This window comes from Anabaena sp. FACHB-83 (genome assembly GCF_014697485.1).
Lineage (GTDB): Bacteria > Cyanobacteriota > Cyanobacteriia > Cyanobacteriales > Nostocaceae > Nostoc_B.
In genome coordinates this window covers 1-20,501 of sequence record NZ_JACJRY010000066.1, presented here as the reverse complement: position 1 = coordinate 20,501, position 20,501 = coordinate 1, and the positions used below count along the sequence as shown (strand labels likewise).

Sequence of the window (20,501 nt, the reverse complement as noted above, 5' to 3'; positions counted from 1 at the left end):
AACATGAAACATAAAAAAGCATGGTATTAATTAACTAATACCATGCCCATCAAATTATCCAGTAAATTTAGCGTGCCATACCATGAGCCGAAGCGGCATCAATTGGCTTCATGAAGTACAACTTCAAGAACTGCCAACCATTGGAGACGTATAATGGCAACTTCTGGAAGAATTGTAAGAATTTAGGTGTTTTGGAGTTAGCGATCGCGCTCAATTTTTCGTTATTCTGAACACATAAATCTAGGCGATCGTAAAACTCTGGATTTTCCACATCCAACATTACCGGGAAGACTCTACCTGCGGTTTCATTGGTTTTCTTGATGACGTAGATATCATAGTCCCGTGCATCTAAACCAATAGAAGCATAAAAGTCTTTGCGCTGTAAATCATTGAGATACATTGTCACAAATACAGACAACAAGAAAAACCGACTCCACAGTTTTGCTTTCCAGTCGTTCAGCATTTGTGGCTGCGCTCTCATGATGGCATCAAAGAAATCACCGTGACGGTTTTCGTCTTGACACCAGTTTTCAAAGAACCGGAAAATTGGATAAATTCTGTCTTCGGGATGCGATTCTAGATGGCGGTAAATGGTGATATAACGCCAATAACCGATTTTTTCGGAAAGGTAAGTGGCGTAGAAAATGAATTTTGGTTTAAAGAAGGTATAATTGCGGCTCTTTGTCAAAAACCCTAAGTCAAGAGACAAATTAAAGTCTGACATCGCTTTGTTCAAAAAGCCAGCGTGACGTGCTTCATCCCGTGACATCAGGTTGAAACACTCTGCTAGGACGGGGCTTTTATCTTTTAAGCGACGGCCTAATTCTTTGTACAACAAGAAGCCAGAAAACTCTGCTGTACAAGAACGCTCTAGAAATTCAATGAACAACTGGCGAGTTTCCCCGTCGATGTGATCCCAGGATTGTTCAAACTCGGCATCCCGAACGAAGTGATGGCGGTTATAGTCAGCGCGGAACTCTTCTAAGATGGCGATTAACTCATCTTCGTTTACAGAGATGTCCATCCGCGCCATCTCATCAAAATCGGTAGTATAAAACCGTGGTGTTAATAAGGTTTCTTTTGCCGGGACTTTAATCCCTGGCCGTATTTCTTCAAAGCCTGGTTTTTTGAGGGAATCTACCATGTCTTGATTGCCACGAGTGTCTTTATTATCTTGATTACGCCCTTCGGGTTTCGCAGTTTAGATTGCTTAACCTGAAAGTCAATGGTAATACTTTCCTTGGGCGCAGCAAAGGACAATAATTAATTTGTATAAAATTCAGTCTACCAAGGTGTAGAGAGAAACTGGTATGTGAAACGTTAAGAGTTGCAACAATACTTCAAGCTTTTACCCAGGTCTGAGGCAAGACAATGAAAAATTCAGGCTGATGCACGACCCAGTTCGCCAATAACTACAAATGTGCCGTCCACCATTGGGTAGGAGTAGCCCCGTCGAAGACATCGCAGATTCTCAATCCGTCGAAAGTGCATTGGTCGGCTTCGTGGTACATTCCAAAGCCAGTTAAGCCATGATTGAGAGTTCTTTGCTTCGTCTCAGAGTTAGAGGATTAGCTGCTTAACATTTAGTTTACGAATCAGATCGTATTGTTACAAATATTACTAATTAATATTGATGTATCAAATTCCTGGATACTAAGTATTGGTACTTAAAAATCTTTTATTATGAAGCGATCGCAAACAGCAAGATTACCAGGAGGCGATCGCACTTTGGTAGGTGTGGGTGCGAGTTACCGTCCTTCTAAATCTTTCAGCCTTGATGTAGCCTATAGCCATGTTTTCGCAGAAGACAGCCCCATCAATCAGTCTAGTACTACCACTGGCACAGTTAGAGGTGAATTTGAAAGCTCTGTAGATGTTGTGGGATTACAACTGAATTGGCAGTTTTAGTCTTATACTGAGAGCGATCGCATGAATGAAATTATCAGGCGATCGCTATCTCAAAACTAACTGATCTGATATTCTCCATTAACTAAGTTACAAGCAAAGACTGTCTGTTTTTTGAGATTAACGATACAATTACATCAAAATGAAACCTGATAAACTCGTTACTGTTGTAGCTCAACAAAAACTAATTATTATTGGTTTATTACTAATTCTTATTGGAAATGGTTTTCAATTCACTTTCTTAAAAGTTCAGATTGATGCAGTAGTAGCAAACATTGGTGCTTTATTCCTCTTTGTTGGCACAATAGAGTGGGTTTTTGATGAAACTGCACGCAGAGAATTAGTTTATGAATTGTTTCGCTCTATTCGAGGTGATGATAGACTTCACCGAAATGGATTGATAGATTGTGTCATCAATTCAAGGGAAGTAATAGAGGAAGAAGAATGGATTAAAGCCAAGACATTAGTGATAGGGATTCATTATTCACCGCGTTTTGTTGAAGACAATATTGATTTAATTAAAGAACGTACCAAAAATAAAAGAAGAACCGTAATTTGCTATGTAGGAGTATCAACAGCAGCATCAGAATATTTAAAGAATAGTGCATCAGGACTTTCTGATATAGATGCAAGTATTACTAAACTGAAATCTCTTGTTCAGACTCAGTTTAGTGGTAGCCATTATGTAGAGTTGATTGAACATGATAGAGTGCTGAGATATATGTTTATATACACGGAGTCTAGTATTTGGATTAAGTTTTTTACCAATGCGAAGGGTCATGCTATTGTACCCGCGATGAGAATTAGAGCAGCTACTCCACTATTTGACTTCTTTAAAAACGATATTCGGAATATAGGTGTAGGTGGTTTAAAGTGAATAAAAATGAATTATCTGATCTAATTCAAATATATGTAGAAGAGATTGGGTTAGATCATCTTAAGGAGACTTTGACTCGTGAAATAAATAAGAACAAGTCAGATGATTACTCATTAACAATTATTGCCAATCAAAGTCTTCACGAAATACCCTCTAGGTTTGTTCATGGAGAACTTTATATTGCTAGTTATGGAAACCTAAAATTTGAAAACGGAGAGATTATAATTAAGCAGTATGAGGAGATTCTTCTGAAGGTCAGACAAAAGCTATCTGAAAAAGAGTGGAAAAAAGTGTATTTAGTTCCAACAGGTCACTCAACTTTAGCTTTACAAATTAAGAGCTTAGTTTATCATGTATTAAGAATAGATACTGTAGATTTATTCTACTCAAAAGGTGAGTATTATGAAATTGATATTAATGTGAGAACATTACTATTGTAGATGTGCTAATCTCTCAAACAAAAATTCTTTATGATTAAAAACAATTAATTCATAATCGAAATTATGCCAGTCTTAGCACCTAAATCTTATGTAGAGTATCACAATGATGCTTATTGGGTAGAAGGAACTCGGATTTCTCTTGATTCAATTGTTTACGCCTTCCGAAAAGGGCTATCACCTGAAAGTATTGTTCAGTCTTTTCCGTTGTTAACACTTGAACAAGTTTATGGAGCGATCGCGTTTTATCTAGCGAATCGCACTGAAATCGATGCTTACTTAGCAGCAGAAGAAGCAGCATTTGATTTTATGCCTCAACCTCTTCAAGCCAGTGATCCTGATTTGTATAACAAACTCATAGCGGCTAAAGTAGTAAGACAGCAGGTAGAGCCGTGATTATTCGCTACCAAGCCGATGCTGATTTGAACCAAGCAATCGTCACAGGGGTTTTACGAAGAGAACCGACAATTGACTTTCAAACAGCTTTTGCTGCTGGATTAGCAGGAGTTAAAGATCCAGAAGTATTAGCGATCGCACTCATCATTTCAATTCCTTCTGGTAATCTCGACAAAGCTGTATATCTTGGTAGCATTGACTCAAGCACCCGTCAGCAATAGAGCGAGAACGATGTACGTCGCCATCACACAACCACTGACTTTTACAGAGTTTCTTGCCTGGGATGATGGTTCAGGCAGAGAATTTGAGCTATGGGATGGAATTCCTGTGCCGTTATCTGAACCAAATGCTAATCATGAAGATTTGATTCAACAACTATGCGCCTATTTAGAAAATCATTGCCAAGAAAATAACCTCCCCTATGTATCTCGACAATCTAAACAGGTGCGGCTGAAGACAGCATCAGGAGAAAAAGAAAAAAGCCGCAAAGCTGATATTGTCATTTTTGCAAAGGAAGAATGGCAACGGATGAAAACTAGTTCTAGTTCTGCGGCTGCATATATTCCACCACCAGGAATCATTGAAGTTGTTAGCAACAATTGGAAGGACGACTATCTCACAAAACTGGCTGAATATGAAGACTTGGGTGTTTTGGAGTACATAATTATAGACTATGCTGCTTTTGGTGGGATTCGGTTTATTGGTTCGCCTAAGCAACCGACGATCACAATCTATCAACTAGAAGATGGAGAGTATTTACCCCCAAAGATATTTCGAGGACAGCAACAAATTGATTCGTTATTGTTTCCGCACGTTCCGCTAACGGCTGAACAGATTTTTGCTATGAGTCACTAATCAAAATCAGCATTTACAACAGCAATGGTTCCATTTCATGCTGATACCATTTTTGTTCCACCCGTTCTGCAACTAAAGGTCGAACAATAAATTTAGGTGGAAAACCATCTTTAACATCAACTCGCACGCAAGAATAAGGTAAGCGTGTTTGCGAACCATAACCAGAGCGACCAACATAAAGCAGTGACTCGGCGACTTTGCGAGTGGGACTACCAGGAAGTCCGCTAAAGTTCTCTAGCAATTCTGTTCCTTCAACGCGCTGGCGGCGGGGACGGCGACCACTACCACCAGAGATAATACAAGGAATATGAGAATCGGCATATCCGGTATCGGCTGTGCGGAGATATTCTAAACAGTGGGCGTGACCGTTAAATATTAAATCCACTATGGGACGGTTTTGTACTAAGGAACCCAGATTTTCTTTGACTTGTTCTAATACCCAACGCAGACGGTGACGCACCGCCAAAGTTTGGGCTTGACTCCATTTGGTGGCTTCGGTGACGTAGGGAGGATGGTGAAAAAAGAGAATCCTACCACGAACTTCTGAGGTATGCCAAGATTCAATGAGTCTGTCACGCAACCATTCTAGTTGTTCAAAATCAATTGTTGCTGACTGCTGAGATGATAGTTGTTTTTCGATGTCAATTTTGACTTCGTTAATTTGGTCTAATTTGGCACTGAGGTCATCGAGTTGTTCCGCATCGGCTGGGTTATCAGGATTTAGGCGATCGCTCATTGCCAAAATTTGTTCTTCTTCTCTATCGATTTCCTGGCGGCGTTTTTGCAACTCCTGACGATAAATTTCACCCGCTTGAGTTGTCGGTAAGGGCGATGGCATATTAAAAGTATTAGAATCCAGGGCGAAAAAATCTATACCACCATACCGAAAACTGTAATAACGATTTGGTACACGGGTAAACTCTCCTGGTATGTAACGCAAACAACGACCAGTGTCGGTTTTGCCTGTATAATACTGGTCTAAATGGTGATTTAATTCTTCTGGATCTGTAAAACTCGCTAAATAATCCAGAAAAGCGCGTGCATAGGCATCTCCTTGATTAGAACCATGCCAACCAATTTCAAAATCTTTGTAGCGCAGCATTCGCCTTAGTCTGAGTGTGCTACCTGTTAACCAGCGATACACAAAAGGTACATCATAATAATCATGGTTGCCGAGAACTGGTAAAAACGGTAGGTTAAAAATCATGCGATCGTAAGCAATATTCTTGGGGTTCTCGCCACCCACTAAAAACTCACGATAAGGTTCAATAAAGTTGGCTGGGTAATATTCATGGGAACCCACCACATAAATCACATCGCCGGTATGCAGCACAAAACGGCAATCATCTTGATGAGCCAGCATTAATTCTGCCACTTCTCGTTGCGGGTGGTGTCCGTAATGAGATTTTGTCCCACTATCCCCAATCACCAAAAATGAAAAGTCGGGAGTATCATCTTTGCCATCGTCAATTACCATACTAGTTTGATCGATGCCGCGCTGGATTATACTGCTATGTCGCCACCTTACCCTTTCCTTCATTTTTTGGATTTTTACCGGAATTGCTGGCTCAGAAATCAATCTCATACTTTCATACTTTCCTACCGCATCCCAATTGTAGCGATTTGTTTTAGTAATTCATCGTTGCCAGTGATTCAGAATAATTCACGCCGTGTGCGACTTTCTCTCAAACCTAACCCCCAACCCCTTCCCTACCAGGGAAGGGGAGCAAGATTCAAAGCCTCTCTCCGCTTCGGGGAGCCAGCGCGTTGCGGAGGTTCCCTCCGTTGTAGCGACTGGCGTGAGAGGTTTGGAGAGGGGTTTCAAGAATAAGTCGCACATCGCGTTAATTCAAGATTATGAATGAAACCGAGATGCTAATTTTTCTGGAACTATTCATAGCAGTCTGTTTGGGGTAAATGAGCCACAAGCGTCAAAGCCAAAAGTGTCTAAAAGCATTACAGCATTGCGTGAATATGCAACCGATTGTAAGAATTTTATGCAATAAATAAACAAGTTTTATCTGGGGAATTGATGAAGCTGCTTGATAGCGTTTTTATTCCTACCTTTAATTGGAAAAAGTATACTTTTTAGTTGGATTTTAGCTGCTTGATTGGTGAGATAATGGCAAAGTAAATTTGGAGCTAAGTGCCATCTAGTTACCGATTTTCTTGCTATCTATTCTCATTAGACTGAAAATTTTGGCGCTGTTGTATTCTCCTAGAAGTCTCTCTAGTAGTTAATCTCCAGTTTTATCTCCAGAATATTTACCGAAATTATGGCCATTCTCAGTGCTGAATCCTCAGTACAGAATTCTGCTCTGGTGATATCTTTAATTGCAGTAAATGTAAATAAATTAAACGGTCAACTTAACAAAAATTTAGGATGAAGACTTTACATATTTGTTACTAATCTTGAGCATAAAAATATGTACAAGCAAGTTTCAACTAGATTATAGTAGTTTTACGTAAAAACCAACCATAACAACTAGCTAAATAATATTAACCTTTCACAAATGTAGTGAATTACCGATGAAATCGTAATAGGATATACTGACTTACTTTATTGCACCAAATTAGAAGTTTCACAGATCACCCTGAAAATTGTCAACAAGAATAGATGAAATTTTGCATAAATATGCGAAATGCAACTGATCTGTGTTGTATGAACATACCGTAAAGCCCAAGAGAAGGGATTGATTATGAAACCGTTTTTCCTGATAAGATGCGTCTGTGTTACCTTAATCCTTGGCTCTCTGTTACCTGTGAGCTTCGATAAAGTAGTAGCCGCACCTGATAACATTGCTCAGGCTCCGTCAAACTACAACAAATATATGCAGTTGGGTTACAGTGCGACTCGTCAGCGCAATTACTCAGCCGCTTTAAATTATTTTAAACAAGCACTCCAGGAAATACCAGGCGATCGCTACGCTACCACAGCAGTGAATAATGTCCAAATTTATATAGCCCGCGATCGCCGCAATGGTAACAGCAAGCGACCAACTTATGTTACCTACATTCCCCGAAACTTGGGCAAACCATCGCGGCAAATTCAGGGAGGAACCCGTAGTGGAACACGTTTGAGTGAAAGCGGCGAAGCTTGTATTCCAGGGAAAAAACGCTTAATAGCACTGATACCAACCTTGGATGTGATGCAAAGAACTACATCTGCTTACCCGACATTTTTATTTTATGTACCGCAAACATCTGCACCAGTTATGGAACTAGTATTGTCAGATGAAGAAGATAATGTTGTGTATCAACAAACCTTGCCAACACCAGGCAAAGCTGGTATTGTCAGCCTGAGTTTACCTGAAAAACCTGATGTGCCGAGTTTAAAAGTTGGTAAAACTTATCACTGGGACTTCTCTGTGATTTGCGATCGCAGCGATCGGCAGCAAGATTATGTAGTTTCTGGCTCAATTGAACGTATTACTCCTGATGCTGCCCTGATATCGGAAATCAAGAAAGTCACACCAGAAGAACAAGCGGCCATGTATGCCCTGTCTGGATTTTGGGAAGATTCTTTAGCAATTCTGAGTGAATTGCGTAAATCTAGTCCTGATGACCTGACAATTAAAAATGATTGGGAAGATTTGTTACGTTCTGGAGGCTTAGAGGAAATTACTCAAGAACCTCTAGTACCTTGCTGCACAATCAATTAGTCAGCTTAACTGATCACCCCTAGCAACAAACTTTACGGTGGTGAAACAATGATTAAGGAAAACTTTTAATTTCTGACACACAAAACCCTATAACATCATACGTACGTATATTAGGAGTCGTCATAGTAAATAAACTTCACCAAGCAGCACTGTCATCAATTTGTATAATTACTACACTGTGAATCAAATTACCAGCAATCAAATATCAAGTTGCTTGGGCAGCTAATTTTGTTGTGTGCCAATGTGAGCATACAAGCTATTAGTAGCTGAAGGTTTTTCTATGAAATTGTACTTCTTAGGCTAGGGAATTTTATCCACTATTACTGAGTAAAAATCTAACTTTATAGCAATTGCAAACTAATGATTAGTCAAGTCTCAGAAAAAAAGATGCACATTGTCAGGTGGCTGCTGGCGATCGGCTGGCTGACATTAATCTTTTCTTTATTTTATGATCCCCTTTCAGTTTGGTTAACTGACCCCAGTAATACTGCCAGTCCTTTTCATCTCCACCCAGAGAGATACCTCGATCCGGATGATTGCGTCGCAGTCCAAGGTGTGTGTTTACCAGAACAACCCTATCCTATGGGAGCGCGGATCTTCTGGGCGATGGTACTGCCCATCGGGATCATGATTTTGGTGTTATTTGGACATGAACTCTGGCGGCGGATCTGTCCTTTATATTTCTTCTCCCAAATTCCTCGCGCCTTGGGGATTCAACGCAAGCGCAAAGTTGTCAATCCCGACACAGGTAACGTGCGTTATGAACTAGCTGGAGTAGAAAAGGAATCTTGGTTAGGGAGGAATTACCTCTACCTGCAAATGTTCCTCTTTTACCTGGGCTTGAACATCCGCATTTTGTTTGTGAATAGCGATCGCACCGCAATGGCGCTGTTTTTGCTATTCACCATCACCTCATCCATTGGTGTGGGTTATTTATTCAAGGGTAGAAGCTGGTGTCAATACTTCTGCCCAATGGCTCCCGTGCAGATGTTTTATACAGGCCCTAGAGGCTTATTAGGTACTGATGCTCACCTCAAGCCGCCCCAAAGTATCACTCAATCCATGTGTCGGTCAGTAGATACCAGTGGTAACGAAAAAAGTGCCTGTGTTAGCTGTCAATCTCCTTGTATAGATATTGACTCCGAACGCTCCTATTGGGAAGGCATTACCAGACCAGACCAAAAATTAGTGTTCTACACCTATTTTGGCTTGATGTTTGGCTTCTACTTCTACTACTTCTTGTATGCAGGCAACTGGGACTACTACTACTCAGGCGCATGGACACATGAAGAAGGACAATTAAGCACCCTATTCAACCCTGGTTTTTACATCTTTGGTCAAGCTATTCCCATCCCCAAAATCATTGCTTCGCCTCTGACCATTGGGATCTGTGCTGCCCTCAGCTACTTGATTTGTCAAACCCTAGAAAATGCTTATCGCGCCTTCCTCAAGCGCCAAGGTAGAAACGTAAGTGAAGAAGATATATTACACGTCTGCTTTGTATTGTGTACATTTATCTCCTTTAACGTCTTCTTTTCCTTTGGTGGTCGTCCCAACATCAGCTTGTTTCCCCAATGGGGGATTTTGGTACTCAACGCCATCATCGTCCTCGTCAGCAGCTTGTGGTTACACAGAAGTTTAGCCCGCAGCAGAGATAACTATTCTCGTGAGAGCTTGGCTAGTAGTTTGCGCCGCCAGTTGAACAAACTCGCCGTAGATTGGAGCAAATTCCTCGAAGGGCGATCGCTCCAAGACCTCCTCCCCAACGAAGTCTATGTTCTAGCCAAAGTCCTGCCTGGTTTTAACCGAGCCGACAGACTGCGCGTCTATAAAGGTGTATTGCAAGAATCCCTGCAAGAAGGTAACGTCCAATCTGCCGACAGCTTAGAAGTTCTCAAAGATGTCCGCAAAGAATTGAACATCAGCGATGAAGAGCATTACTCTGTCCTCGCTGAACTCGGTGTTGAAGACCCCTCCCTCCTTGATCCCCAAAGACAACTCAGCCGGGAGAACCAACTACGGATTGATAGCTATCGCCGCGCCCTCGAAATAGTCATCCAAGAACTCGTAGAAACAGGCACACCCTTAGCAGATGCCTTTGAGCGCAAACAAAAGCAAATTATGAGCTTGCGCCAAGAATATGCCATCACATCTGCCGAACAAGAACAAGTCTTGGCAGAAATGTTTAACCAAGATGGCGCACTGCTGCGGACAGCAGAACAGCTACTCTCGCAACTACAAGACCTAGCTGTTCGTTATCAAGCCCTGCAAAACTTAGTTTCCAATCCCCATGCACCTGTTTACCTCTTGCTGCGCCAAGCAGTCCAAGAAAAACAAAAACTGATTGTTACCCAGTTACTCAGCATCCTAGAAATTTTAGGAGATACCCCCGAAGCCCTGGATATTGCTCGTTCCATTGGTGTACTAGCAGCCAACATCCTCGGAGAAATTCTGCGGTCTAACGAAGAGCAGTCCAGATGGATGTCCCGTCTGAGTATGAGAGTAATCTCTGCCTTACGTCAAGCCAAAGACCTAGTAACCCAATCAGTTCCCCTAACAACAGACTTTAATAATGGCATCGCCGATACCCAAATCGACGTTCCGGGTAACAATAATGCCACTCGCAATGCTACTCCCACCACCGCCACTTGGAGTTCCATCGTCGCGCCTACCCAAATCCCCGAACCTGCTTTACGTTCTGATGTGATTATTGATGTCTTAATGCAACTGTTACAAGACATCGATCCCTTAGTCCAAGCAGCCAGTTTGTATGCGCTACATCAAATCGACCCCAGTCTGGGTTTTCAACAAGCCCGTCAGCTGTTAGATACAAAGACCATCAAAGAGAGTTTAGTGATTGAAACAGCCGAAAGGATTCTGGGTCAAGGACAACCCCACGGCAAAACCACCGTCCCGACCATGATTGCTCAAATCAAAATCATGGGACGTGTGGAAAGACGAGTATTTCAACAGTCTACAGTGCGCGTCGGACGGGAAGTTGGCAACGACATTATCATTTCCGATAACCGCGTTTCTCGCCAACACGCCATCTTCTATGTAGATGAAAAAGGCGTGAGTGTGAAAGACTTGGGTAGTAGCAATGGTCTGCGGATTGGTAAGACACAAATCTTTGACCAGCAAACACAACTCCAACAAGGTGATGTTGTCCGCTTCAGTAGTGGTGACGACATCGTGATTCTGGTGCAGTGGGAAATGCAAGCCCAACAAGGAGACACCATTGCGGATGCTTTAGGTACCTTAGAAAAACTGTTGTGGCTGTATAAGAGTAGTTTCTTCTCTGGTTTAAAAGCCAACGTCTTAATTGATTTGGCGAAAAATAGCCATGTGCGCGTCTATCGCCCCGAAGAAGAAATTTGCCGGATGGGTACACCTGCCCATGACTTGATTGTTTTAATTGATGGTGAGGCGAGAGTCAGCCAAAGTATGGGCAATCAAGATATGTCAGGGATGATTTCACCTGGACAAACAATTGGTGAATTGGAAGTATTAAACCACACCAATTATGCGTCAACCATCGTTGCATCTGGTACTAGAACCAAGACACTCAGAATCAATGCCGAGAATTTTGAGGCAGTGCTGGCACAAGACACGTTACTAGCCAGAAATATCTTGGAGCTTTTGAGTAATCGTCTGCAAGCAAGTATGGGACAAGCTTGTTCAATAACGCAACTCTAAGATTTGAACTGGGATGGTAAGTACCGTCCCAGTTCAAACTATGGGCATTAGTTTTGTAGCACGCCTCATTACCTCTATTGAGTTTAGGTAATGCTGACAAAGCAGAATTCAGAATTCGGCAGAAATTTCTGCGTATAAACACAGAGAAGTTGACGTATTAGGTAATTAATATGCTTAAACTCAGAATCATTGATCCCCAGAAACCCAACGAACTCAAGGAACTAGACCTCAACTTAGATACCATGCTCAATCATGAGTGTCTAATTGGCCGCTATCCCAACTGTAATGTAGTGCTGGATAGTGCCGAAGTGAGTCGGATGCACGGCAAAATTTCTCTGAAAAATGGTAGTTATTATTACACCGATTTAGCCAGTCGGGCTGGTTCGCGGTTGAATGCTGACCAAATCCAAATCAATCAAGATTATCCTCTGAAAACGGGAGATATGATGCAGATTGGTCGGTTCTTTTTGATGGTAATCAGCCTAATAGCCAGCAATGAACCGACCATGATTGATTTAAATATTAACGTTAATACTAACGTTGTCACTACAAGCAATGGTCAGGCAATACAACAAGAAATAGCGATCGCACCAGTCGCACCCACACCAACCCCAGAACCCCTCCCCACTCCTGCGCTTCCCACCAAAGACCCGCAAGAGTATATGCCCCTAGCAACGCTAGAACCCAGCCAAATTGAGCGGTGGATGAAAGGTGATTTAACCGTCCAATGTATCCAAGTCATTGATGAAACCCACGATGTTAAAACCTTCCGCTTCGTGGCTGACCCACCAATGCTCTTTACCTATAAACCAGGTCAGTTTATCACCCTCGACCTAGAAATTAACGGCGAACAGGTATTACGTTCCTATTCCATCTCATCTACACCTTCTCGTCCCCATACCCTAGAAATCACAGTTAAACGTGTGCCTGCACCAGCAGATGCGGGGCCAGATGTCCCCCGTGGTTTAGTTTCCAACTGGTTGCACGACAACGTAAAAGCAGGTAGCGTCCTGAAAGTCAATGGGCCAACAGGTAAATTTACTTGTTTTGCCAACCCTTCACCAAAACTGTTGCTCATTTCTGCTGGTAGTGGCATCACACCCATGATGTCTATGTCGCGTTGGGTGTATGACACCGCCTCAGATGTGGATATCGTCTTTTTCCATTGCGCTCGTAGCCCCAGAGATATCATTTACCGCCAGGAACTTGATTGGTTAGGAGCCAACCATCCTAAGTTTAATCTCGCAATTAGCATTACCCGCCGTGAACCTGGTCAAAGTTGGATGAGTTTCACCGGCAGACTAGATGCGGCAATGTTAAAACTGATTGCGCCAGACTACAAAGAACGTACAGTTTATGTATGTGGCCCGAACCCATTTATGGAATCGGTCAACGACTTACTAGAAAGTATCGACTTCCCGATGCAAAACTACTACGAAGAAAGCTTCGGCCCACCCCGGAAAAAAGTCAAAAAAGCCCCAGCACCTGCTCCAGCAAAAGTAGAAGTTGCTTCTACGCCTGCGGGTAATTTAGGACTACGGCAGATGTTGGGCAAAATCTCGACAGAATCAGCACCAGTCCAAGATGCCGGAGCGCGGGTGGCCACAACCCCAGCATCTGCTCCTGTTTCTCCCCCCCCAGCCTCTTCTAGTCAAACCCTGATAGTTTTCTCTAAATCAGGTAAAGAAGTAGCTTGTGATGGCGAAGAAACAATCCTCGATATGGCTGACCAAGAAGGCGTAAAAATCCGTAGTAGTTGCCGTTCTGGGGTTTGTGGGACTTGCAAAAAACGGAAGTTAGAAGGCACTGTCAAAATGGAAGGCTATGATCCCGAAGCCTTAGAAGAAAGTGAAATTAAAGAAGGCTATGTCTTAACTTGTGTTGCTTATCCAGTTGGGAAGGTGGTGATTGATGCTTAGTTGGCTAATCTAGGAGCGTTAAAAATCGTCAGAGAGTTGGAACTGCTAGGTATCAAAAAAATTATGGTCTTGATCAGAGTTTTCTGGTTGTATGAGTTCAAAGTTTTGGTGAGCGGGAATTAACCCTAGCTGCATTTGCAAAGCCTCATCATATCTGGCATGTTCCCAATTTCTGGCTAATTTAACTTGCTCTGGATTCAAGTTTTGAGCATCTCTGAGATCAGCATTTTGCAAATCAGCCCCTTGAAAATTGGCTTGGTCAAGATTAGTCGGGCTGAGGTCAGCACCTTGAAAATTAGCATATTTGAGATTAGCACCTTGCAGATTGGCATAACTTAAATCAGCTTCTTGCAGATTGGCATAACTTAAATCAGCACCTTGCAGATTGGCACTCCAGAGGTAGGCTAATTGAAAATTGGCATGACTTAAGTAAGCATTCTGAAAATTTGTATAGCTGAGGTTAGTACTTTGTCCTTGAAGATTGGCATTTCTTAAATTTGCTCCCTCAAGATTGGCATATCTTAAATCAGCACCTTGCAGATTGGCATTGCGTAAATCAATTTCTTGCAAACAAGCATTTTTTAGGTTACTACCTTCGAGATTCGCGTCTCGTAAATCTGCACCCTTTAAATTAATGCCAGCTAAATAGGCTTTCTCCGCAGTTAGTCCAGCCAAGCTAATACCATCATTTTTCAAGTCTTGTAAGGCTTGAATTCTACCCCCACTTGCTCGTTGTCCATAAGCTGAGTTAATTACGCGCCATGCTTCGTAATGTTCTTGCTTTTTTCGAGAAGGAGTTTCTCGGAAATAAAGAATCACCACCGCTAAAATACTCAAGTCTTGCAGAGTACTAATAAACTTAGAACTCATCAATAATTCCACAATACTTTTAAATGGAGGCTTATCTTCAACAAACCGAATCACCACTATTGACAACACAAATATCGCAGCAAAAATAATCCACTCTTGAAAGTCTTGTATCCATTTACGTAAACGTTCACGCATTTTTACTTCCTCTTGTGGTCAAGATATTGAATTAGGACTTACGCATAAAGACGAAAAATCAAGGGTTTTGGCGAGGGTGTAGGGGAGCCACTGGCGTGGGCGGGTTTCCCGACTTGAGCCAAGTGGCGTGTGTATGTATCTAAAATCCTTAAGCCACACACCCTTACACCCAATCTTCATAGACAATCTTTGTACGTAAGTCCTGTGAATAACAAAACCAGTGTTGATTGAGTTTTGAGAATTTGAATTATGAAATTTATCTCTTACATTGTTATTGCTTGTCTAGTACTACTAACAGCTTGCGCTTCTCCTTCCAATGGTGCTGGGGTACCGCTAAAAGCTCAAGCCCAAATTAGTGGCCCTGGGATTACAGGGACGCTGAAAGCTGTACAAAATACCGAGCTTCAGTCTGTTTGGGTGGCTGTGGAAATTAAAGGTGATCCCAAAATCTTGACTCCAGGATTACATGGTGTTCATATTCATGAAAAAGGCGCTTGTGAAGCAGGTACAGAAAAGCCTTTTAGTTCTGCTGGTGGACACTTCGACCCTGGCCCCTTTGGTTCACCCACTCCGGTGGAAAAAAACCATCCTTATCATTTAGGTGATTTACCCAATATTAAAATTAATCCCTTGGGTCAAGGTCGTTTAGAAGCATTTATTAGCAGTGTCACTCTTGGCGATAGTCCGATCAGCTTATTTGATGGTGATGGTAGTGCAGTTATTATCCATAAGCTCCAGGATCAAAAGAAATCTGGTGGTACAGCCGATGAAGCTGGTGGTGGTCGTTTAGCTTGTGGTGCGATCGCCAAGGCAAGTTAATGTAAATTACGGTAGGGAGAATCAAAGATGATTTTCCCTACTTCTAGAGATTTAATGATTTTTGTTCCAGTTCTGATACAGAATATCGCAACTTGAAGTTATCAACCTACAATTACTTTTAAATGTGTATGTTTACACTCACGCCAAAGTTGTTTACTGTAACGTAGTTGACATACCATAAAAATCCAACTTTCCTAAGACTATGTTTGCAGGGGCGAAAAAATTATTCACACAGCCAGTCATCGTTACTAGCGTCCTAGTTACACTAGTTTTGGTTGGGGTTCAAAGGCTCAGATTGTTAGAATACTTTGAACTCAAGGTGTTTGACCAAATGATGCAAAGGCGTGCAGATTTACCCCCTGACCCCCGCCTGTTGATTGTGGGATTTACAGAAGAAGATATCCAACAACTCAAGCATGGCACCCCCACAGATGAAGAACTAGACAGGTTGTTAGGCAAATTAGAAAGTAACCAAGCCAGTGTTATTGCTTTAGACTTCTTTCGAGATGTACCGCTCAACCCTGGTCATACCCAACTAATTAACCGCCTGCAAACAAGCAATAAAATTATTCCGATTTGTAGCACCACAACACCACCGCCACCAGGCCTAGATGCTAATAATGTCGGGTTTGCCGATTTGCCAGAAGACCCTGATGCAGTTATTCGCCGCGCCCTGCTATTTGTCAGTCCAGACCCAAAAGCGCCTTGTCAAAGCCAACAGTCTCTAGCAGTATTAGCCGCACTAAAATATCTCACCGACACAGCCAAAATCCAACCAGAAATTACCCAAACAGGTGAAGGCTTACAATTAAAGCTGGGAAAAACCCTGTTTCATCGTCTATTACCAGATGCAGGCGGTTATGTAGCCGCAGATAATGGTGGTTTTCAAATCTTGCTCAACTACCGTGCCTTTCATAATATTGCCCGCACAGTTAGTTTTATAGACGTACTCAACAATAAAGTTAATCCTGATTGGGTCAAGGGCAAAATCGTCTTAATTGGAGCCACAGCACCCAGTAAACAGGATATCCGTAATACTCCTTATGCTACTGGTAGACAAGACAACACGGGCAAGATGCCCGGAATTGTGATTCATGCTCATATTGTGAGTGAAATTCTCAGTGCAGTTCTTGACCAAAGACGCATATTTTGGTACTTCCCGGAATGGGGAGAGGTCATTTGGCTGTGGGGCTGGACTGTCATCGGTTCATTAATTGGATGGAAAATTAAACATCCCATGCTTCTGGGCTTATCTGGTGGCGGTGCTGTGGTTGGCTTGGTAGGTGGTGGCTTTATCATCTTTACTCAAGCTGGATGGGTACCAATAGCACAGCCTGTCTTGGGATTAATCGCTGCTGCTGGCAGTGTAGTTGTGTACACTGCATATTATGAAAAACTACAGCGAGATAAAATTGCCCATCAAATTCAAGAACAAGAAAAAACTATAGACCTCTTAAAATCCTTATTAAGAGAAGGTAGTAATACTGGCAACGAAGCTAGTTCACCAGTTGATAGCCAGCCCCAAAGGGATCAATTGCTGAACCACCGTTACAAAGTAAGCAGTGTACTGGGTTCAGGGGGTTTTGGCTATACTTACTTAGCAGATGATACTAAACGCCCTGGTTCGCCAAAATGTGTTGTCAAGCATTTACAACCTGCTCAGAAAGACCCCAGGTTTTTAGAAGTTGCTAGACGTTTATTTAAAGCAGAGGCGGAAATTCTAGAGATTTTAGGTCAACACAAGCGTATTCCCCAACTATTGGCTTATTTTGAAGAAAATCAACAATTTTATCTTGTACAGGAATATGTCAAAGGACATTGCTTACAAGATGAATTGGTTGTTGGTAAGCGTGTTGAGGAAGCTGAGGTCATTAAAATCTTAAGGGATGTGTTAAAGGTACTAGTATTTGTCCATGATCATAATGTCATCCACCGAGATATTAAACCGAGCAATTTGATGCGCCGGGAAACAGACAACAGGATAGTATTGATTGACTTTGGCGCAGTTAAACAAATTCAACCACAGCAAGAAGAAGAAAGCTTAACAGTGGCTGTAGGTACTTTGGGTTATGCCTCCCCTGAACAACTCATGGGTCAGCCCAGATTAAACAGTGATATTCATGCCTTGGGTATGATTGGAATTCAAGCTTTAACTGGAAAAGTTACGAAAGAAATTGAACGTGACCCCCAAACAACAGCACTAACTTGGCGCGATAAAGCACAAGTCTCTGATGGGTTGGCGGCGATATTAGACAAGATGACTTATTTTGATTATCTCAGAAGATATCAAACTGCTAAAGAAGTTCTTGAGGATTTGGATAAGCTCTAGAGTTGGATGTGGAAGTAGTATGAAGCAATTTTATATTTGGTTGTAAAACTTGTCTTGTGCTTCATATAAATGAAAATTACTTTATTTGATATTTGCTATTTATCAAAAAATCTTTTTACCACACTGACTATCTACTTAATACTTACTTTATGAATAGGCTCCCACTGGGAGCCTAAAATTTTTTCTTAATTATGTAAAGGGTGATCCCCAAAGTTATCTACTGTATTATATATATCCTTAATCATGTAAAATTCGGCCATAGATATGACTGTACTACCTAAAGTATGATTGTATTCAAACATCTGATATCTGCTGGAAAATAGATACTTTTATCGATGATGATTGCTACTATACCCGGTAAGTACTAACACAGAAGTCAAGAACAAATAACTTTGGGAGAATTAGAAGCAATCACAGTTCCTAATTTTCAACTCTGGATAAGATCACAAAATTCATCTAGCTGACAATGTTTACAGCAAGGTCAATCAATTCTTATTTAGTTAATGACTTGCATCAAAGTTTGGCTGTACACCCTCCTTAAGTCAAATCGAGCTAATTTATGAAGCACAGATTCCTCACGGCTACAGCACTAATGACAATGACATGGTTCACGCCTTTAGGTAAAATTAAACCTGCAATGGCTGAACAAAATTACACTAGCAGTCTAAGTCAACTATCTGAACTGAGTTCTAGCCCCAATCAAAATCGCATTGGACAGCAATTATCTGTGATGCTGGTAATTGCAGGTGGTGGAGTATTTGGCTGGCTGGCGCTGAGAAATAAAAAGTCTGTTTTAAGTAAACTGTCTTTTCAGAAAATAAATTCTGCATCCACAGAAAACTCTATTTCCCAAGACAGAACGGAAATACAAAATATTACAGAAACTACAGATATTACTGCATATATTAAACAAGCTTATAGTTATTTCAAACAAGGGGATAGCCAAAGAGCAATTGAAGAATTTAATCGGGCAATTGGTGTAAATCCCCAGAATGCTTATTTGTATGGTGAAAGGGCAAATTTCCGGCGTAAGAACCTGGGAGATAAACAAGGGGCGATTGATGACTACAGTAAAGCCATTGGGATTCATCCCCAAAATGCTTTGTTCTATCTTTGGCGTAGTCAGACTTATAATGACCTAGGCGAGCAGAAAAAAGCGATGGAAGACTATAATATGGCGCTGCGCCTCGCTCCTGAAAATACGATGTATCACTCGTTTCAGAATGCTGCCAACTTCCGCGAATAATTATATTGAGAATTGCTGAATAAAAGTGCGATCGCTCGGTAAGTAAAATCTTATTATTTATTAATATTCTTAAATTGTTACTACTGAAGCATAGTATAAATACTGTTTTTTTGTGGTTATAAATTTCCAACAATTCTAGTGTAAATTACTGAGTAATGTCTGGCTCGCGGAAAGACTTAGCATTAAGATGCAGAGAAAGGTGAGCAGGGGGGCGGAGGAGCTTCAGGTGCAGGGGAGAGCGTACCTTCCTTCCCTCTTTCACCCCTTTCACCCCTGCACCCTTGCTTGCCTACACAAGTAAGTTTCTTATCCGAACCGTATTGCTAATACTCCTGATGATGGGATTTTTTAGTTGGAAGTTCCTGAGAACCCGCACAGGCTGTTACAGAGCTTGACGAAAAGTGGGTTTTTTCCAATGACAACGCAGAATAATTCACCGAGTTTTTAGTATTATAGAATACCCAAAATGTTTTGGGCGCAGATTTTTTACTCTGAAACTTTAACTAACTTAGTCTGATTTTTCAAGATGAGTAATCTATTGGCGCATCAGGAAAATTAATAAAATAGAAAGATTACCTACGCAAATATACTGGTAAAATCAGTAGATAAATTCATCTGGAATAATTTTTGGGTGTTTATTAGTTAGCGAAAAACAGTGAAAAACTTAAATATCTCTCCAAGATAGATATTGATATGGCGCAATTGTGGAGATGACTGCTACTAGCCGGACATTAACAAAGGCAAAGTCACACAGCCGATGCTTCCACGGAAACACATAACATATCCTATCAACATCTACCTACCATGTCCGTTGAATATTTTTTGAGTCTGAAAGATTATAGGCGATCGCGCAATTGCCTGATCTTCCTATCGTTGTTTCTTGGCAATTTATCTCCTAGTCTTGTGCAGGCGCAGACGGGAAGTATTTATCTAGTAGCTCAAGCCAGATCAAATCTGCCACCAGCAGAAAATTTACCAAGACCACAACTACCACAACCAACTCCACCAGAGACTCCCAAATTACCACCGCCAGCAGATTTATTCCGCACGCCCAACGAAACTACTCCACCACAAGAAACAATCCCCAGTGGTAGACAAGAGACAATTCGCGTCGATCGCTTTGAGGTAATTGGTAGTACTGTATTTAGCAGTGCAGAATTGGCAGAAGCCACGCAAAAATTTACTGGTAAACCCATCACCTTTGCGGAATTGCTCAGAGCCAGTGATGCGATTACAAAACTCTATAGAACCCATTTGGGATCTATGAAGTAGCTAACCGTTTGAGCATAAGTCTGACAAAACAGAGATGAATTTTAGTCGTCGCATTCTCCAAAGTTCTTTCAAAATTTTTGACC

The 20,501-nt window shown here is 41.6% G+C and carries 16 protein-coding genes; 13 read left to right on the top strand and 3 right to left on the bottom strand.

The window, feature by feature from the left end; translation table 11 throughout:
- Nucleotides 1-67 precede the first annotated feature (67 nt).
- Complete coding sequence (gene acsF, locus H6G79_RS33275; RefSeq protein WP_190593704.1) at nucleotides 68-1,144, bottom strand: magnesium-protoporphyrin IX monomethyl ester (oxidative) cyclase; 1,077 nt, start codon at nucleotides 1,142-1,144, stop codon at nucleotides 68-70.
- Nucleotides 1,145-1,683: 539 nt separating this feature from the next.
- On the opposite strand from acsF, the gene H6G79_RS33270 reads away from it, so the two are divergent.
- The 6 genes from H6G79_RS33270 (at nucleotide 1,684) to H6G79_RS33245 (ending at nucleotide 4,470) form a co-directional block, all read left to right on the top strand.
- Nucleotides 1,684-1,908, top strand: coding sequence for an outer membrane protein transport protein (locus H6G79_RS33270; protein WP_190593702.1), 225 nt, complete (start codon nucleotides 1,684-1,686; stop codon nucleotides 1,906-1,908).
- Nucleotides 1,909-2,047: 139 nt separating this feature from the next.
- Entirely contained in the window at nucleotides 2,048-2,782 is a 735-nt protein-coding gene (locus tag H6G79_RS33265) for a hypothetical protein (protein WP_190593700.1), read from the top strand.
- Entirely contained in the window at nucleotides 2,779-3,222 is a 444-nt protein-coding gene (locus tag H6G79_RS33260) for a hypothetical protein (protein ID WP_190593698.1), read from the top strand. The genes H6G79_RS33265 and H6G79_RS33260 overlap by 4 nt, the downstream gene beginning before the upstream one ends.
- Before the next feature lie 63 nt (nucleotides 3,223-3,285).
- Nucleotides 3,286-3,615, top strand: coding sequence for a DUF433 domain-containing protein (locus tag H6G79_RS33255; RefSeq protein WP_190593696.1), 330 nt, complete (start codon nucleotides 3,286-3,288; stop codon nucleotides 3,613-3,615).
- Entirely contained in the window at nucleotides 3,612-3,836 is a 225-nt protein-coding gene (locus tag H6G79_RS33250; RefSeq protein WP_190593723.1) for a hypothetical protein, read from the top strand. Before H6G79_RS33255 ends, H6G79_RS33250 begins: the two co-directional genes overlap by 4 nt.
- A gap of 10 nt (nucleotides 3,837-3,846) precedes the next feature.
- Nucleotides 3,847-4,470: a Uma2 family endonuclease gene (locus H6G79_RS33245; RefSeq protein ID WP_190593694.1), complete on the top strand. Its 624-nt coding sequence runs from the start codon at nucleotides 3,847-3,849 to the stop codon at nucleotides 4,468-4,470.
- Nucleotides 4,471-4,483: 13 nt separating this feature from the next.
- Here H6G79_RS33245 and H6G79_RS33240 read toward each other — a convergent pair whose 3' ends face one another.
- Nucleotides 4,484-6,055 carry a metallophosphoesterase gene (locus tag H6G79_RS33240; protein WP_190593692.1) on the bottom strand — a complete coding sequence of 524 codons (1,572 nt, stop codon included), beginning with the start codon at nucleotides 6,053-6,055 and terminating at the stop codon, nucleotides 4,484-4,486.
- A 1,177-nt stretch (nucleotides 6,056-7,232) separates the two neighbouring features.
- Here H6G79_RS33240 and H6G79_RS33235 point away from each other — a divergent pair.
- The 3 genes from H6G79_RS33235 (at nucleotide 7,233) to H6G79_RS33225 (ending at nucleotide 13,747) form a co-directional block, all read left to right on the top strand.
- Nucleotides 7,233-8,132, top strand: coding sequence for a DUF928 domain-containing protein (locus tag H6G79_RS33235; RefSeq protein WP_206757515.1), 900 nt, complete (start codon nucleotides 7,233-7,235; stop codon nucleotides 8,130-8,132).
- 387 nt (nucleotides 8,133-8,519) lie between these two features.
- Nucleotides 8,520-11,828, top strand: a complete 3,309-nt coding sequence (locus H6G79_RS33230; RefSeq protein WP_190593688.1) for an FHA domain-containing protein — start codon at nucleotides 8,520-8,522, stop codon at nucleotides 11,826-11,828.
- A 170-nt stretch (nucleotides 11,829-11,998) separates the two neighbouring features.
- Nucleotides 11,999-13,747: an FAD-binding oxidoreductase gene (locus H6G79_RS33225; RefSeq protein ID WP_190593686.1), complete on the top strand. Its 1,749-nt coding sequence runs from the start codon at nucleotides 11,999-12,001 to the stop codon at nucleotides 13,745-13,747.
- A 45-nt stretch (nucleotides 13,748-13,792) separates the two neighbouring features.
- Here H6G79_RS33225 and H6G79_RS33220 read toward each other — a convergent pair whose 3' ends face one another.
- On the bottom strand, nucleotides 13,793-14,752 hold the full coding sequence (locus H6G79_RS33220; protein WP_190593684.1) for a pentapeptide repeat-containing protein: 960 nt from the start codon (nucleotides 14,750-14,752) through the stop codon (nucleotides 13,793-13,795).
- Nucleotides 14,753-15,001: 249 nt separating this feature from the next.
- Between H6G79_RS33220 and H6G79_RS33215 the strand changes: the two genes are divergently transcribed.
- The 4 genes from H6G79_RS33215 (at nucleotide 15,002) to H6G79_RS33200 (ending at nucleotide 20,418) form a co-directional block, all read left to right on the top strand.
- On the top strand, nucleotides 15,002-15,571 hold the full coding sequence (locus H6G79_RS33215) for a superoxide dismutase family protein (protein WP_190593682.1): 570 nt from the start codon (nucleotides 15,002-15,004) through the stop codon (nucleotides 15,569-15,571).
- Nucleotides 15,572-15,773: 202 nt separating this feature from the next.
- Nucleotides 15,774-17,900, top strand: coding sequence for a CHASE2 domain-containing protein (locus tag H6G79_RS33210; RefSeq protein ID WP_190593680.1), 2,127 nt, complete (start codon nucleotides 15,774-15,776; stop codon nucleotides 17,898-17,900).
- A 598-nt stretch (nucleotides 17,901-18,498) separates the two neighbouring features.
- Nucleotides 18,499-19,146, top strand: coding sequence for a tetratricopeptide repeat protein (locus H6G79_RS33205; protein ID WP_190871956.1), 648 nt, complete (start codon nucleotides 18,499-18,501; stop codon nucleotides 19,144-19,146).
- Nucleotides 19,147-19,950: 804 nt separating this feature from the next.
- Complete coding sequence (locus H6G79_RS33200; protein ID WP_191049405.1) at nucleotides 19,951-20,418, top strand: POTRA domain-containing protein; 468 nt, start codon at nucleotides 19,951-19,953, stop codon at nucleotides 20,416-20,418.
- The last annotated feature ends 83 nt before the right edge of the window (nucleotides 20,419-20,501 follow it).